This window comes from Pseudalkalibacillus decolorationis (assembly GCF_024609785.1).
In the GTDB taxonomy this organism is placed as follows: domain Bacteria; phylum Bacillota; class Bacilli; order Bacillales; family Fictibacillaceae; genus Pseudalkalibacillus; species Pseudalkalibacillus decolorationis.
In genome coordinates, this window is record NZ_JANHJQ010000051.1 from 1 (window position 1) to 16163 (window position 16163).

General features: G+C 40.9%; 12 protein-coding genes and 1 other annotated feature. Of the genes, 6 read left to right on the forward strand and 6 right to left on the reverse strand.

The window, feature by feature from the left end:
• Positions 1-244: 244 nt before the first annotated feature.
• On the reverse strand, positions 245-913 hold the full coding sequence (gene refZ, locus NON16_RS24700) for a forespore capture DNA-binding protein RefZ (protein WP_257352204.1): 669 nt from the start codon (positions 911-913) through the stop codon (positions 245-247).
• Positions 914-1062: 149 nt separating this feature from the next.
• On the opposite strand from refZ, the gene NON16_RS24705 reads away from it, so the two are divergent.
• Positions 1063-1542: a GAF domain-containing protein gene (locus NON16_RS24705; protein ID WP_257352207.1), complete on the forward strand. Its 480-nt coding sequence runs from the start codon at positions 1063-1065 to the stop codon at positions 1540-1542.
• Between the two features lie 313 nt (positions 1543-1855).
• Here the strand turns inward: NON16_RS24705 and megL are convergent, their stop codons facing one another.
• Positions 1856-3046, reverse strand: a complete 1191-nt coding sequence (gene megL, locus NON16_RS24710; RefSeq protein WP_257352210.1) for a methionine gamma-lyase — start codon at positions 3044-3046, stop codon at positions 1856-1858.
• A gap of 345 nt (positions 3047-3391) precedes the next feature.
• On the opposite strand from megL, the gene rpsD reads away from it, so the two are divergent.
• Positions 3392-3994: a 30S ribosomal protein S4 gene (gene rpsD, locus NON16_RS24715; RefSeq protein WP_257352213.1), complete on the forward strand. Its 603-nt coding sequence runs from the start codon at positions 3392-3394 to the stop codon at positions 3992-3994.
• 224 nt (positions 3995-4218) lie between these two features.
• On the opposite strand, the gene tyrS is transcribed toward rpsD, so the two are convergent.
• Positions 4219-5460: a tyrosine--tRNA ligase gene (tyrS, locus tag NON16_RS24720; protein WP_257352216.1), complete on the reverse strand. Its 1242-nt coding sequence runs from the start codon at positions 5458-5460 to the stop codon at positions 4219-4221.
• A 70-nt stretch (positions 5461-5530) separates the two neighbouring features.
• Positions 5531-5752, reverse strand: a binding site (T-box leader).
• Positions 5753-5903: 151 nt separating this feature from the next.
• Here tyrS and NON16_RS24725 point away from each other — a divergent pair.
• Positions 5904-8723, forward strand: a complete 2820-nt coding sequence (locus tag NON16_RS24725) for a transglycosylase domain-containing protein (RefSeq protein ID WP_257352218.1) — start codon at positions 5904-5906, stop codon at positions 8721-8723.
• Between the two features lie 147 nt (positions 8724-8870).
• Here the strand turns inward: NON16_RS24725 and acsA are convergent, their stop codons facing one another.
• Entirely contained in the window at positions 8871-10586 is a 1716-nt protein-coding gene (gene acsA / locus NON16_RS24730; RefSeq protein WP_257352220.1) for an acetate--CoA ligase, read from the reverse strand.
• 182 nt (positions 10587-10768) lie between these two features.
• Here acsA and NON16_RS24735 point away from each other — a divergent pair, with 182 nt between their 5' ends.
• From NON16_RS24735 to NON16_RS24745, 3 genes are read left to right on the forward strand one after another with little or no spacing between them, the layout of a single operon-like run.
• Positions 10769-11401, forward strand: coding sequence for a GNAT family N-acetyltransferase (locus NON16_RS24735; protein WP_257352222.1), 633 nt, complete (start codon positions 10769-10771; stop codon positions 11399-11401).
• Between the two features lie 13 nt (positions 11402-11414).
• Entirely contained in the window at positions 11415-12041 is a 627-nt protein-coding gene (locus NON16_RS24740; RefSeq protein WP_257352224.1) for an acetoin utilization AcuB family protein, read from the forward strand.
• Positions 12038-13198 (forward strand): acetoin utilization protein AcuC, encoded by a 1161-nt coding sequence (locus NON16_RS24745; protein WP_257352227.1) that lies wholly within the window; start codon positions 12038-12040, stop codon positions 13196-13198. Before NON16_RS24740 ends, NON16_RS24745 begins: the two co-directional genes overlap by 4 nt.
• 454 nt (positions 13199-13652) lie before the next feature.
• Here the strand turns inward: NON16_RS24745 and ccpA are convergent, their stop codons facing one another.
• Both ccpA and NON16_RS24755 read right to left on the reverse strand, forming a co-directional pair.
• Complete coding sequence (gene ccpA, locus NON16_RS24750) at positions 13653-14669, reverse strand: catabolite control protein A (protein WP_257352229.1); 1017 nt, start codon at positions 14667-14669, stop codon at positions 13653-13655.
• A 136-nt stretch (positions 14670-14805) separates the two neighbouring features.
• The gene (locus NON16_RS24755) at positions 14806-15882 is read right to left on the reverse strand and encodes a bifunctional 3-deoxy-7-phosphoheptulonate synthase/chorismate mutase (protein ID WP_257352232.1); all 1077 of its coding nucleotides are present in this window, start codon (positions 15880-15882) and stop codon (positions 14806-14808) included.
• Positions 15883-16163 lie beyond the last annotated feature (281 nt).

Consider the following 16163-nt stretch of genomic DNA (forward strand, 5'->3'; position numbering starts at 1 on the left):
TGTGCTAGAATGAGTTTGAGCCATAGTGTGACCTCCGTGAGTTAATTGTTTTCGTCGACATTAATGATACACGGTCTCACTATGGTTTTTCTATTTATATGTGTTGCACTTCATTTTACAATTAACCAAAAAAATTGCTCGTATTAAAGCTCGACTATAATGGTTCGGTTTTCACCAAGCCTTTATGTGGGGAGCCTTCCCCTCCAGACTGGGTGATTGATGAAGCAATACGCTGAAATATGTTTCAGATTCCTGTAAGCGGTGCTTTTCGTTCGTCACTGGATACTGGGGTAATGTTCTGATCCAGACAAAGTGTTTCATTGATCCAATCATGAATAACGGCTCCATACATTGTCAAAAAATATTGGTCGGTCACTGAAAATTGGTAGATTTCTCGAACGTATTGTGGATAAAGGAACGGCATAAAGAGCATGCTTCTGAGTTGCATTGTAATCATTGTTTTCGTACAGGGCTTAAATTCCTTTTGCTTGATACCATAACCGAGAATCTCAATTAAATAAAATTTCTCTTTCATCAGATACGTTGTCATAATCTCACGGACAAGAGTTGTGTCAATACTAATTTCGCGGTGAACCAAACGAGCAATATGATATCTTTTTTGTTGATAAATAATCACTTCTTCAACCAAATCGAGCAGACACTTTCTTGCTGAATCCTCCTCTAGTTTCTGATGAGCATCTTCAAGTACAGACAAATAACCTTCCAAAAAGGAAGACATTAAATACTCCAATAACCCTTTTTTTCCGCCAAAATAATACGAGATTAATGAAAGGTTAACCCCTGCCTTCTCGGCGATATCCCGGACAGATGTCCCTGAGTAACCATTATTATTAAATAGGTAAGCAGCTGCTTCTGCTACTTTTTCTTTCGTTATCGATGAGACCTTTTGCATAGCAAATCACCTCGGATATTCGATCTATACTACCTTCATTCGTGTTTTACTACTGAATTCCTTTGACTTATCCTCGACATTTCACATGAAAGTTTCTACAATTTTTGATATGATAAGACTAATTTTCAGAATGGCGAGGGGGAAACCACATGTTTCACGTCGATTCATACAAAGGTACAAGGGAAGAAAACTATCAAATAGTCATTAAACAGCTTCAGGCACTACTTGAAGGTGAAACGGATCGGATTGCAAACCTAGCAAATGCATCTGCATTACTCAATAGCTTTCTTGAAAATGTGAATTGGGTAGGTTTTTACTTACTCCAAGAGGATGAGCTTGTCCTCGGACCATTTCAAGGATTACCCGCCTGCGTCAGAATTAAAGTTGGAAGAGGAGTTTGTGGAACTGCTGTTCAAGAATTAAAAACAATGCGTATTGAGGATGTCCACCAATTCCCTGGGCATATCGCTTGTGATGCAGCATCTCGTTCCGAAATTGTTATTCCAATTCATAAAGACGGTGTTACAATTGGCGTACTCGATATCGATAGTCCTGATACGGCCCGCTTTGACGAAGTCGATCAAAATTATCTTGAGCAATTTACGGATACACTGAGGAACTACTTATAAGAAAAGCGTAAACGCCCTGTTCAGGTATGATAAAGAAAACTAGGTCAGCGCCAAGCATAGCGAAGGCGATTGCCTAAGTTGCGCTTATGCTTGCGAGTGCAAGCGCTGGAGATTCTGCAGCACAACACGCTTTTTGTGTTTGTGGAAGAATCGAAGCGACGATCTGCGTACCTGGGCGTTGGAGCTGGACATTACATCTATGCAGCAAAATTTTATACTTTCTTAACGTGTAAATTGAAGGCCGATTCATTTAGAAGACCTGAGCGGAGATTGAACTCTACTCAGGTCTTTTTTCCAATACTATATGAATCAATTACACGTACTTGATCACTTCTAAAGCTTGCTTAATATCGACCCAAATGTCTTCTTTTGCTTCAAGTCCCACAGACAGACGAACCAAGTTATCCGTAATTCCCATTTGTTTTCTAATTTCTTTTGGTACTACTGCGTGGGTCATCGTTGCAGGATGTTGGATTAATGTTTCGGCATCTCCGAGGCTAACCGCAATTTTTATAAGGTGTAAAGAATTGATAAGCTTTTGTGATGCTTCTTTATCTCCTTTAATTGTGAAACTGATTAACCCACCAGATCGGCTCATTTGTTTGGTGGCAATAGGATAATCTGCAAACTCATCGTCACCTGGATAAAAGACCTGATCTATCGATGGATGCTCTTTCAGCGCTTTTGAAATAAACATCGCATTATCACAATGTCGATCCATACGAACTGGTAAAGTTTTTAATCCTCTTAGTAACAACCATGCATCAAATGGAGACATAATTCCCCCGATATCTTTTTGGGTGGTTGCAGCGAGTAGATCAATCGTTTCACTATCACTGACTACAAGTCCTGCAACGACATCCCCATGGCCTCCTATATATTTTGTTGCACTATGAATAACAATCTGACACCCAAGTTCTAGAGGACGCTGGATGTATGGGGTACAAAATGTATTATCTACGACTACTGTAATGTTATGACGAGCAGCTATCTGACTCACCATTTCAAGATCTACAAGAGTCATAGTAGGATTGATCGGCGTTTCAATAAAAATCACTTTCGTGTTCGGTTGAATATGCTGTTCAATTACACTTGAATCAGACATGTCGATTAGATCGTGATCCACACGAAATTTATCTTTCATCATTTGTAGAAGTCCAAATGTACAACCATATACCCCTTGAGAACATAGAATATGGTCTTCTGTTCGGGTTAAACCAATCAATACTGCAGATACAGCCGCCATTCCTGACCCAAACGCAAGCCCCTTCTCTCCTCCTTCTAATGCAGCAATACGTTCTTCTAACATCTTTACAGTTGGGTTTCCAAGCCTTGAATAGATGTACCCTTCCTGTTCCCCTGCAAATCGTTGTTCCCCCGTTTCAGCATCTGGAAAAACAAAAGTTGATGTTTGGTACACAGGCGGGGCAAGTGAGCCATGATGTTGGTCTGAATTATATCCTGTATGAATCACTTTTGTTTCAAATTTATTGTCTCTCTGCATCTTAACCACTCCCTCATACATGTAAGCGTTTTCTATTCTATCCTAACATAATTCATTTAAAAGTTGTGCTACCTTTGTGTGAGATGAATACTAAATGAGTATGTGCCCATAATTACTTGACTTTCATTTGTCTACGTTATACACTATTCTTTGTGTAAATGAAGACAGCCATGTGAATTCATGTGAACCCTCCCATTATGTTCCTTATCATTGCGGCTGAACATAAGGTGCATCACGTAGCTTCCTGCTGTCGAAGTGAAGATGTATGAAAACATAATGGACACGTGAACGATCACACCGGCACTGTTTTTTGACACAATCAAAAATAGTGAAGGAGGAGCTATTATGGCTCGTTATACTGGACCAAAATGGAAAATATCTCGTCGTTTAGGAATCTCCCTTAGTGGAACTGGAAAGGAACTAGAGAAGCGTCCTTACGCTCCCGGACAACACGGTCCTAACCAACGTAAAAAGATTTCTGAATACGGATTACAACTTCAAGAGAAGCAAAAGCTTCGTCACATGTATGGAATCAATGAGCGTCAATTCCGCCGTATGTTTGATGATGCAGGTAAGATGGATGGAATTCACGGTGAAAACTTCATGATTCTTCTTGAATCACGTCTTGATAACATCGTATACCGTTTAGGACTTACTCGTACTCGTCGTCAAGCACGTCAATTGGTTGGACACGGTCATGTTACTGTAGATGGCAAGCGTGTAGATATTCCTTCTTATCGCCTTGCTCCTGGTCAAGTTGTTGGCCTACGCGAAAAGTCTCTTAACCTTGATATTGTTAAGGAAGCAATTGAAGCAAACAACTTTATACCTGATTACGTAACATTCGATGAAAAGAAGCTTGAAGGAACTTATACTCGTTTACCTGAGCGTTCTGAACTTCCAGCAGAGATTACAGAAGCACTTATCGTCGAGTACTACTCTCGTTAAGAACATCAATTCATAAGCAAGAGACTGACCGTTGTCAGTCTCTTTTTTACACGTTAAGAAAGTATAAAAAATACTTTCTATAGTATAAGCGCAACTAAGGCGATCGCCTGCGCTAAGGCTTGGTGCTAGCCAAGTTTTCTTTATTACATTTTTCCTTCCCAGATACAAGGGTAGCCACAAAATTCCGATTTACGTCTTTGTGTCACCCTTATCCTTTAACGAATTTAGTTTACAATCTTCATAAATTTACGTTTGCCGACTTGAATAATCATTTCATTTTCAACATTTACTTGAAGTTGTACATCCGATACCTTTTCCTGGTTGATCTTCACGCCACCGTTTTGAATCATTCGTCGCGCTTCACCCTTGGAGTTCAATAATCCAAGTTCAACAATTAAGTCAACAATCCATATTTCCTTTTCGCCAGCCCATTTATGCTCAGGCATGTCATCAGGTAGGTTTCCTTTTTGGAAAACGGTTTTAAAATGTTGCTCAGCAGCGTTTGCTTCTTCCTGTCCGTGATACATTTCGACAAACGTTTTTGCTAGCTTTATTTTCAAATCACGTGGATGGAGTTTGCCGTTCTTAAACCCTTCTTCCATCTGACGGATTTCATCGATTGGCAATGGGGTAGCAAGCTCAAAGTACTTAAACATTAAGTCATCCGGTATCGACATTGACTTACCAAAGATTTCATTAGGATGTTCGTCAATTCCGATATAGTTATCTAGTGATTTAGACATTTTCCGAATACCATCGAGCCCTTCAATTAGCGGGAGCATTAGAGCAACTTGCTTCTCTTTGCCATATTCGTCCTGTAATTGTCGACCCATCAATAAGTTGAACTTCTGGTCTGTTCCTCCAAGCTCAATATCACATTCCAATGCTACTGAATCATAGCCCTGCATCAAAGGATAGAAAAATTCATGGATGGAGATCCCTTGATTGGCTTTGTAACGTTTATTAAAGTCATCACGCTCGAGCATACGCGCGACCGTTACCTTCCCTGCTAACTCTAGAACTTCCTCGAAATTTAATGACGATAGCCACTTCGAATTGTAATGCACACTCGCCTTGTTCATATCAATAATTTTTCCAAACTGCTCAAAGTACGTCTTAGCATTCTCTTTTATCTCGTAATCCGTTAATTGCTTCCTTGTTTCCGATTTTCCTGTAGGGTCACCGATTCTCCCTGTAAAATCCCCAATCAATAACTGGATTTCGTGACCGAGCTCCTGGAACTGACGTAATTTGTGTAGCACTACGGTATGACCAACATGTACATCGGGTGCAGATGGATCAAGCCCGAGCTTAACTTTTAACGGTGTGTTTGTAGCAATTGACTTTTCAAGTTTTTGTTTCAAAACTTCTTCTGGAACAACCTCAATTACACCACGTCTTAATAAGGCTAATTGTCGTTCCACCTCTTCCTTTTGGGTTGCAGTTAACGTATGTTCAGTTGTCATCCTTACCTTCTCCCTTCAATGCTGAAAATTAAAATTTGTGCAAACAAAAAACGCTCCTCTCTCTTTAATAGAAAGGAACGTTATAAACGCGGTACCATCCTTTTTGAGGCAATAAAAACTGCCCCCAACTCGCTTTTCATAACGGCTATATAACCGCCTCTTGCATAAATGAACGTGCAAAAGGTGCTCCAGGGGTGTAATTCACAGATATCCTTTGTACTGGTTCCCACCTTCCACCAGCTCTCTATTAACAGGGAGGATTCTATTACTTCGCTCCTATCAAAGCATCCAATATTTTAAAGAAAGTCTAACCTTTATGTACCATATCTATTGATATAATGTCAACTTACCTACGACGTGTTACATACTAAAAATTTTTAAAACCTATGCCACTAGTAATGATTATGCTATAATGATAGTTGGAAAATTAGGGGGGTATGATCATGAACTACATATCCGCTTTCATGGAAAAGGCAAAACATTTCATGAAGGTTTTAGACGAAAAAAACGTCTTTAAAATAAGCCGGATTACTGGAAAGGTCATGTGGAATCTGTTTTTGATCTTTATCGTATTGGCTGTAGCAGGTGGATTTTTTGCAACAGGAGTCGGTGCAGGTTATTTCGCGTCACTTGTAAAAGATGAACCAATCCGTACATATGATGAGATGAAAGGCGACATATATAATTATACTGAAACAAGTAAAATCTACTTTAACGATGGAAATTTACTTGGAAACCTTCAATCGGATGTAATTCGCCAAGAGGTTGAATTGAAAGAAGTTTCTGAGCACGTCATTCATGCCGTCATCGCAACGGAGGACCAGTATTTTAATGAACACGAAGGTCTTGTCCCAAAGGCAATTGCACGAGCTGTTTTTCAGGAAGTAACTGGTGCGGCAGTACAAACAGGTGGAAGTACACTTACTCAACAGCTTGTAAAAAACCAAATATTAACGAGAGAAGTATCCTTTGATCGAAAGGCGAAAGAAATGTTACTCGCCTTACGTGTCGAACGCTATTTCGATAAAAACGAAATCCTTGAGGCCTATTTAAACGTTGTCCCTTTCGGCCGTAATGCTTCTGGTCGAAACATTGCAGGGATTCAAGCTGCAGCCAAAGGAATTTTCAATGTTGATGCCAAAAAGTTAAATTTACCTCAAGCTGCGTTTATTGCTGGACTCCCACAAAGTCCTTTCGGTTATACTCCGTTCACAAATGTGGGTAAGGTTAAAGAAAACCTTGAGCCCGGACTCGAACGGATGAAAACCGTTTTATCGCGGATGAACAGTGGGGGTTACATTACAGACGAAGAATATAAGAAAGCCTTAGCTTATGATGTTACAAAGGACTTTGCGAAAAATACACCAAGTCCTTTTGAAAAGTATCCATACTTAACAATGGAGATTGAACGTAGAGCAGTTGACATCATGAAGGTTCAGCTGGCAAAACAAGACGGAAAGAAATATTCTGAGCTGACGCCGACCGAAAAAAAAGGTTATAGGAAAGCCGCCGACCTCGTATTACGTAAGGAAGGCTTTCAAATCCATACAACAATTAACCAACAGATTTACGATGCTATGCAAGCAGCCAAAAAAGAAGTTCCTTATGGACCAAACAAAACGGAACCAACAACTGGCGAAGAAGAGATTGAAGACATCGGCGCGATCCTAATTGATAACAATACTGGGGCAATTGTCAGCTTTGTCGGCGGTCGGGATTATCAACAGGAAAATATAAACCATGCAACGCAGGCAGTACGTCAAAATGGATCAACAATGAAACCTCTTCTAGTTTATGCACCCGCGATGGAAGCAGGTGTTATTCAGCCAGGGTCGATTATTCCGGATACGCCATTTACGTATTCAAACACAGGTAGTGATCCTTGGACGGTAACCAACTATGCTGGAGGCTACCATGGACTCGTTACTGCACGTAAGGCGCTCCAATACTCTTACAACGTTCCTGCAGCAAGAACGTACGTAAAATTGGATCCCCTTAAAGCAACAGAAAATCTTTTTGAAATGGGCTTTACTACTATTCTTGAAGAAGAAAGATACAATCGCGCACTCGCCCTTGGTGGAGCTACCCATGGGGTGACCGTAGAAGAGACGACAAATGCCTTTGCAACGTTTGCAAACAACGGGAAGTTTATCGATGGTTACATGATTAATAAGATCGTGAACAAAGAAGGCAAGGTATTGTATGAGCATAAGGCGAAGGCTGTAGAGGCGTTTAGCCCACAAACCGCTTATCTAACATACGATATGCTGCGTACTGTGTTTAACAATGGTACAGGTGCAAGCGCTAATTCCTTCCTTAAATTCAATTCTGACTGGGCTGGAAAAACCGGTACCTCACAGGAAACAAGAGATGCATGGTTTGTTGCTACGAATCCGAATGTTACCCTTGGTTTATGGATGGGTTACGATACACCTAAGACACTTTCAGATAATTCACATGGGACTCATACAAGAAGAAGCATTCGCGTCTGGGCAGCACTTGCTAATGCTGCGTACGATATCAATCCAAAGTTGATGGATCCGGGAAAAAAACAACCCCGTCCAAGTGGTATTACGACTGCATCCTTCTGTGCAATCTCGGGTAAATTGCCATCTGAATTGTGTAAAGCTGCTGGGCTTGTAAGAACAGACCTATTTAACGTAAAGTATCTACCTAAACAGGAAGATGATAGTCTCCAACGTGGTAAATACGTCATAAACCCAGATGGAAAGAAGTATAAAGCGTTAGCAAGTACACCTGAAGCATTTACCACTGCCGGAGTTATGGTTAAGGAAGATTACTTTAAAAACATCAATCTTGAAGACATAATACAAGACAATTGGACCAATATAATCGGTGAAGGTGAGTTAAAAGATAATGGAAAAGCACCAGGTGCTATATCCATTAAGAAAAGCGGTTCAGCATTAACATGGGGCGCTTCTGGAGATAAAGATGTCGTTGGATACCGCATTTATCGTGCTCCGAATGGAACAAGCGACTATAAAGCTGTAGCCCAGGTAAATGGTGGTAATACAACAAGCTTTGACATTTCAGGAGGTAATTTCACGTATATCGTACGTGCTGTTGATGTTGCAGGGAAGGAGTCTGCAAATAGCAATCCTGTAAAAGTAGGTGAAGAACCACAGCCACCAGATGAAGGAAAGCCCAAAAAACCTGATGACCCAACCGTTCCACCTCCAAAAAAAGATAAGCCTAAACCGCCGCCACCAAATGAAACGGATAAGAAACCAAAAGATAATTAAATTCATAACAAAAGGCCTGCAGTGGAGATAATCCACCAGGCCTTTTACTATAGAAACTATTTTTATACTTTCCTAACGTGAACAGAAAACAGGGATAACCATCAAAATGGGGTCATCTAATTTTTACCTACTTTCAATACGTTATTATTAATCTTCCATGGTTGATAAATCTCCGGTTGGAAGGTCAAGCTCCCAAGCTTTCAACACTCGGCGCATAATTTTCCCGCTTCTTGTTTTTGGTAGCTTATCCTTAAACTCAATTTCTCTTGGTGCTGCATGTGCGGCCAGGCCTTTTTTCACGAAGGTACGAATCTCCTCTTTTAATTCATCACTTGTCTCATACCCCGACCGTAAGGAAATAAATGCTTTGATGATTTCACCGCGAACTGGGTCTGGTTTCCCGATTACCCCTGCCTCTGCTATTGCAGGGTGTTCCACAAGCTTACTCTCAACCTCAAATGGACCAACGCGTTCACCAGAGGTCATAATAACATCATCTATCCTTCCTTGGAACCAGTAATAGCCCTCATCGTCCATATATGCTGAATCACCTGAGATATACCAATTATCGATTGAAAAGTAAGACTCATACTTTTCAGGTCGATTCCAGATTGCCCTCATCATGGATGGCCAACCTTTTTTAATAGCCAAATTACCCATACGGTATGGTGGCAGTTCATTGCCTTGATCATCAATAATCGCGGCTGTGATCCCCGGTAGTGGTTTCCCCATAGACCCAGGTTTAATTTCCATAGATGGATAATTACTGATGATTTGTGCACCAGTCTCAGTCATCCACCAGTTGTCATGAATACGAAGGTTAAATACACGTGACCCCCAACGTACGACTTCTGGGTTTAACGGTTCACCAACACTGAGGACATGGCGAAGGCTCGAAAGATCGAACTTCTTCACAACCTCTTCTCCTGCTCCCATCAACATACGGAATGCGGTAGGGGCACTATACCATACAGTTACACCGTACTTCTCTATCGTTGAATACCAATCTTCTGGGCTAAAGCGGCCACCACGTATTACATTCGAAGCACCGTTTAACCATGGTGAAAATATACCGTAAGAAGTTCCCGTAACCCATCCAGGGTCGGCCGTACACCAGTAGACATCGTCTTCCTTCAAATCCAGGACCCATTTTCCTGTCTGATAATGTTGAAGCATCGCGTTATGCACATGGAGGACACCTTTTGGTTTTCCAGTAGACCCGGAAGTATAGTGAAGAATCATTCCGTCTTCTCGATCAACCCATTCTATATCGAGGTCTTTACTTGCATTGGCCATGCGGCTGTAATAATCCGTATACCCGTCGTCCTCTTTTATATCTTCACCTACAAGAACAACATGCTTGAGAGCAGGTAAATCATCGACAGGAATACGATCAAGGAGTGCAGGTGTTGTAACAATAACCTCTGCTTCACTATCCTCTAATCGATCGCGAACAGCCCCTTCCATAAATGCTTCAAAGAGCGGTCCTACGATTGCCCCAATTTTGAGAGCTCCTAAAAGTACAAAATATAGTTCAGGGGAACGTGGCATAAAAATAAACACACGATCTCCTTTTTCAACATCAAGGTCCTTTAGTACATTTCCCGCCTGGTTCGAATAATCTTTCATTTCTTTAAAGGTATACTTCTCATCACGTACTGCATCTGAGAAATAAAGAGCAACCTGATTCTTTTTGGCATTTTCTGCAAAGCGGTCAATAGCTTCATAAGCGATGTTAACCCGCCCTGTCTTAGACCAAGTAAACTCTTTCTCTACCTCCAGCCAATCAAACGATCGGTACGTAGCCTCATAATCGTCTAAGTTAAAATCTCCTTTAATTACTGGAAGCGCTTCGATTTTCATGGTTGGCATCTCCCCTTTATGTAAAATTATTAATCACTATTAGTATATCACAAATTTGATTATTCTCAATTTTAGAACAGTTAGTATGACTTTAAAGTGAAATGTAAATTGAAAGCACTTACATTTCGTCTAATTCATGTATAATAAGGATAGAGAATTAGCATAGGTGGTGAATACAAAATTTGAAACATCCGAAAATTTATAATGCGAAAACACTGAACACACCAAAAGGGAAGTTAATACTCGAAGGTCCAATTAAACCGACCGCACTTGCAGGATACGAGTTTCATGAACACTTGACGGCATTCCGTCCCCCAGTAGAACAACATAAAGCATTAATTGAAATTGCAGGATTACCAGAAGGACGGATTATTATAGCAAGAAACCAGTCTACAATAGTAGGCTATGTTACCTATGTATACCCCGACCCACTGGAGCGGTGGTCACAAGGGAATATGGAAAACCTTCTTGAACTGGGAGCCATCGAAATAATTCCTGAGTACAGAAATTATAAAGTGGGCAAGAATTTGTTAAACGTTTCAATGATGGACGATGCGATGGAAGATTACATTACCATTACAACAGAATATTATTGGCACTGGGATTTAAAAGGTACACGTCTATCCGTATGGGATTATCGGAAAGTTATGGAGAAAATGATGAATGCAGGCGGCCTAGAATGGTATGCAACCGATGACCCTGAAATTAGTTCACATCCCGCAAACTGTTTAATGGCTAGGATAGGGAAACGGGTAGATCGGGAATCGATTCAAAGATTTGATCAGCTGCGTTTTCAAAACCGCTTTATGTATTAGGAGGTGTTATGGGATGAAAGTTGAAGCTGTAATGAATCGTGAAGTCATCACTATTTCAGAAAAAGCAACAATCGAAAATGGTTTGAAATGTATGAAGGAACACCGGATTCGTCACCTTCCAGTTGTTACTGAAAAAGACAAGCTTGTTGGTATCGTATCTGATCGTGACCTGATTGATTGGAAGAGCTCTAACGGTGACACAACCATTGCCCAAATCGGATCAGTGATGACCGAAGATGTAATAACTGCTCATCCTCGTGAATTTATTGAGGAGCTGTTATCGATTTTTTACGATGAACGAATCGGCAGTATACCTGTGGTTGAAAACGAGCAAGTGGTTGGAATCATGACAGAAAGGGATATGCTTTATACGTTGATTCAACTAACTGGAGCCCACCAGCCTAGTTCACAAATCGAGGTTCAGGTTGAAAATGTTTCTGGGCAATTGGCAGAGGTAACCGCGGTAATTAAGAAACACAAGGTAAATATTACAAGCGTTCTCGTATATCCTGAGCAAACAGATCAGAAAAAGGTGCTCGTATTACGTGTTCAAACGATGAATCCACAAACGATTATTGAGAGTCTGAGAGCAGAAGGTTATAATGTCATTTGGCCTGCAATACCAGGAGAAAAGGTATGACACAACCAGTTTTTGTTTATTCAGATGACTTGTTGAACTATAAATTCAGCAACAATCATCCCTTTAATCCTTTGCGACTAAAATTAACATATGAGCTCCTAAAGACCTCCGGGATACTTTCTGATGATCAAATTGTCAAGCCAAGAAAAGCTACAGACGAGGAGATTGCTCTTGTTCACAGTGAGGAATACATTCATGCTGTTAAACAAGCTGGCGAAGGAACTCTCCCAGAAACCCAAGCTGCAAATTATGGATTAGGCACGGAGGATACACCAATATTTAGCAACATGCATGATTCCAGTGCATGGCTTGCAGGAGCTACTCTTACTGCTGTTGAGAATGTGTTCGAAGGAAATGCAAAGCAAGCACTTAGTCTTGGCGGAGGGCTCCATCATGGCTTTCGGGGTAAAGCATCTGGATTCTGTATTTATAATGACAGTTCGATTGCTATTGAATATATGAAGCAAAAATACAATGCACGTGTCCTATACATTGATACAGATGCACATCATGGAGATGGGGTCCAGTGGGCCTTTTACGATGATCCAAATGTCTGTACTTTCTCCATCCATGAAACAGGAAGGTATTTGTTCCCCGGAACAGGTAATGTATCTGAGAAGGGTGCTGGGAGAGGATACGGACTTTCTTTTAATATACCTGTGGACGCATTTACTGAGGATGACTCCTGGATTCCGATCTTAGAAAAAGCCATTGACGAAATTGCTCGCTTCTTTAAGCCCGATGTGATTATCAGTCAGAACGGAGTAGATGCCCACTACTGGGATCCACTCACACATTTATCTGTAACGATGAAATCGTATAAGAAAATACCTCAATTGGTGAAAAATGCGGCACATAAGCATGCCGAAGGTCGATGGATTGCTGTCGGTGGTGGGGGATATGATATTTGGCGTGTCGTCCCTCGCGCATGGTCTTTAATCTGGGCAGAAATGAATGGTATTGATCTAAAGGGGCCGTTGCCAAAGGAATGGCTTGTTAAATGGCAGTCACGCTCACCAGTTGATCTTGCAAAAAAGTGGGAAGACAGCGAGGATCTATATACACCCATACCAAGAAAACAAGAAATCTGTGATAAGAATCAACTCATGTTGACCCGAGCCCTTCAACATATACGAAACGAACAACGATCTGTATAAAGTACCAAAAATGAGGATGACTCACTAATAATAGTAGTCATCCTCATCCTTTTTTTATACGTTAGGAAAGTATAACTTTTCAGCAAGAAGAATTACCGACGTTGAAGAAAAGTTTAGGTCCCAAGTATAAGTGCAACTAAGGCTCAGCCTGCACCAAAGGATTAGCCTTGCCAAGTTTTCATTATGAGTAAAGAAAGTATAAAAGTTTGCGGCATGGATGTAATGTCCAGCTTCAGCGCCCAACCACTTGGATCACTTCAGGCCTCCTGCGGCGGCAACACACTGATTTGCATCCTGTGTATTCCCACGCAGGGCCGAACTTGTTTGGACCGAGCCTCCTCGTCGGTCTTCCAGTGACCTTCGTGGCTAAGCAGGGCGCTTGCGCTTTTCTTATTTCGTTGAATCTCTGAGCTGGATACGATGTGGTAACACAACTGTCCGTTCATCAACCGTTTCATTGTTCATAAANTTTCGTTGAATCTCTGAGCTGGATACGATGTGGTAACACAACTGTCCGTTCATCAACCGTTTCATTGTTCATAAACTTCGTCAACAACCGCATTGCTACCGCTCCAATATCATACATGGGCTGTACCACTGTTGTAAGTGTTGGACGAACCATCGAAGCTAACCTCGTATTATCAAATCCGATTACTTCAATATCACTAGGGATATTTAACCCGTTATCTTGCATTCCATGAATAACTCCAAGTGCCATCTCATCAGTACCAACAAAGATGGCAGAGGGCTTGTCCTTAAGCTTCAAAAATTTCTCCGCTGCTTCGAGCCCCGAATCATACGTGTAATCACCAATGAAGACATGCTCATCGTTTATTGCTAAATTTGCTTCTTCAAGAGCATTTCGATATCCTGAAAATTTATGATATCCATTTATCGGGTCTTCAAGCGGCCCTGAAACTAATCCGATAGAGCTATGACCACGTTCAATTAACAATTCAATTGCGTCATGTACAGCCTCCTGATAATTAATATTCACCGTTGGAATCTCTTCATCAGAAGATACAGTAGCAGCTAGTACAATCGGCACTGGAGATCGTTTGAATTCTTCTGCATGCTCTTCAGTTATCATTCCACCCATAAATACAATTCCATCTACTTGTTTGCCTAATAGAGTATTGAGTAAATGTATTTCTTTCTCTTTATTTTGATCGGAATTACAAAGAATAATATTATACTTATACATCGTTGCAATATCTTCAATACCTCTAGCAAGCTCGGCAAAAAAGATACTCGATATGTCGGGAATAATAACTCCCACAGTAGTTGTTTTCTTGCTGGCGAGGCCCCTAGCGACCGCATTAGGACGGTATCCTAGACGTTCGATCGCATCAAGTACCTTTTTTCGTGTAGTTGGTTTCACATTGGGGTTCCCATTAACAACACGTGAAACGGTTGCCATTGATACTCCGGCTTCACGTGCGACATCATAAATAGTTGTATTACTGATCATAACGACTTCCCTTTCCACGTTTGGTATAATAATTTCAATTTGCATTGCTATGTTTTATTCTATCCTATATTTCATAATTCCTACTACATTTCTAAATATCAACAAAATTTGAACCAAGTGGCTCGTTCTGTGTATATCAGATAAGGTTTGCATTCGTCTCTCGAAGCTTTTCTATAAAGTCATTGAATTGATTGATGTCCATCTGCTGAGCGGCATCAGACAATGCAACAGCAGGATCAGGATGAACCTCCGCCATCACTCCATCAGCACCAATTGCAAGAGCAGCTTTCGCCGTCGGTATTAATAAGTCTCTACGTCCAGTAGAATGTGTAACATCAACAAAGACTGGTAAATGTGTTTCTTGCTTCAAGATAGGAACAGCTGAAATATCAAGAGTGTTTCGAGTTGCCTTTTCATAAGTTCGGATTCCGCGTTCACAGAGAATAATTTGTCCGTTCCCTTGCGACATAATATATTCTGCGGCATTTATAAATTCAGCAATCGTTGCCGCTAATCCTCTTTTTAATAAGACGGGCTTGTGGCCTCTGCCCGCTTCTTTCAAAAGTTCAAAATTATGCATATTACGTGCTCCAATTTGGATTACGTCCAAATATTCAGAAGCAGCCTCAATATCTGCAGGATTGATAATTTCACTTATGACTGCAAGATCATGTTTTTTACCAACCTCTTTCAAAATTTTCAAACCTTCCATACCCAATCCTTGAAAATCATATGGAGAAGTACGTGGCTTAAATGCTCCTCCCCTTAAAAGTCCCACGCCTTGTTTTTTTACCGCATCCGCCACAGCATCCACCTGTTCAAAATATTCAACGGCACAAGGACCAGCAATAATTCTTTGCTTTCCATCTCCAATTGTTTCACCTTTCACCTCAACAATGGAGTCTTCGGGTTGATTTTTTCTAGAAACAAGCAAGGTTCTGCTATGGTCATCCTCTTGCAGCTCAAGCCCTGCTTTGAAAATTTGCTTAAATAAATATTGTAAGGTTGGTGTTTCGAAAGGACCTTCGTTGTGGTCTGCAATCCTATCTAACATAAAACGTTCTCGTACAGGATCAAAACGATTAGTACCCTGTTTCTTTTTGACGTAACCGATATCTTGAACAATCTCTGCACGTTTATTTAAAAGTTCGACCAATTCTAGATTAATGTGATCGATTTGTTGACGCAACCGGTCTAATTCTTGATTGCTCATAATTTCACTTCCCAGTACAAAAAAATAGTTTATTTACTAGTTTAGTGTATCAGACTTACTAAGTCTACTGTAGATACTTCGTGTAATTATTAGTGAACATTGTAAGAAAAGCGCAAGCGCCCTGCTTAGCCACGAAGGTCACTGGAAGACCGACGAGGAGGCTCGGTCCAAACAAGTTCGGCCCTGCGTGGGAATACACAGGATGCAAATCAGTGTGTTGCCGCCGCAGGAGGACTGAAGTGATCCAAGTGGCTGGGCGCTGGAGCTAGACATCACTTCTA

Excerpts from the sequence above, each read along its gene's own strand:
- NON16_RS24745 (WP_257352227.1), top strand. The coding sequence starts at position 12,038 with ATGACACAACCAGTTTTTGTTTATTCAGATGACTTGTTGAACTATAAA.
- NON16_RS24705 (WP_257352207.1), top strand. The coding sequence starts at position 1,063 with ATGTTTCACGTCGATTCATACAAAGGTACAAGGGAAGAAAACTATCAA.
- tyrS (WP_257352216.1), bottom strand. The coding sequence starts at position 5,460 with ATGACAACTGAACATACGTTAACTGCAACCCAAAAGGAAGAGGTGGAA.
- acsA (WP_257352220.1), bottom strand. The coding sequence starts at position 10,586 with ATGAAAATCGAAGCGCTTCCAGTAATTAAAGGAGATTTTAACTTAGAC.
- rpsD (WP_257352213.1), top strand. The coding sequence starts at position 3,392 with ATGGCTCGTTATACTGGACCAAAATGGAAAATATCTCGTCGTTTAGGA.
- NON16_RS24755 (WP_257352232.1), bottom strand. The coding sequence starts at position 15,882 with ATGAGCAATCAAGAATTAGACCGGTTGCGTCAACAAATCGATCACATT.
- megL (WP_257352210.1), bottom strand. The coding sequence starts at position 3,046 with ATGCAGAGAGACAATAAATTTGAAACAAAAGTGATTCATACAGGATAT.
- refZ (WP_257352204.1), bottom strand. The coding sequence starts at position 913 with ATGCAAAAGGTCTCATCGATAACGAAAGAAAAAGTAGCAGAAGCAGCT.
- NON16_RS24725 (WP_257352218.1), top strand. The coding sequence starts at position 5,904 with ATGAACTACATATCCGCTTTCATGGAAAAGGCAAAACATTTCATGAAG.
- NON16_RS24740 (WP_257352224.1), top strand. The coding sequence starts at position 11,415 with ATGAAAGTTGAAGCTGTAATGAATCGTGAAGTCATCACTATTTCAGAA.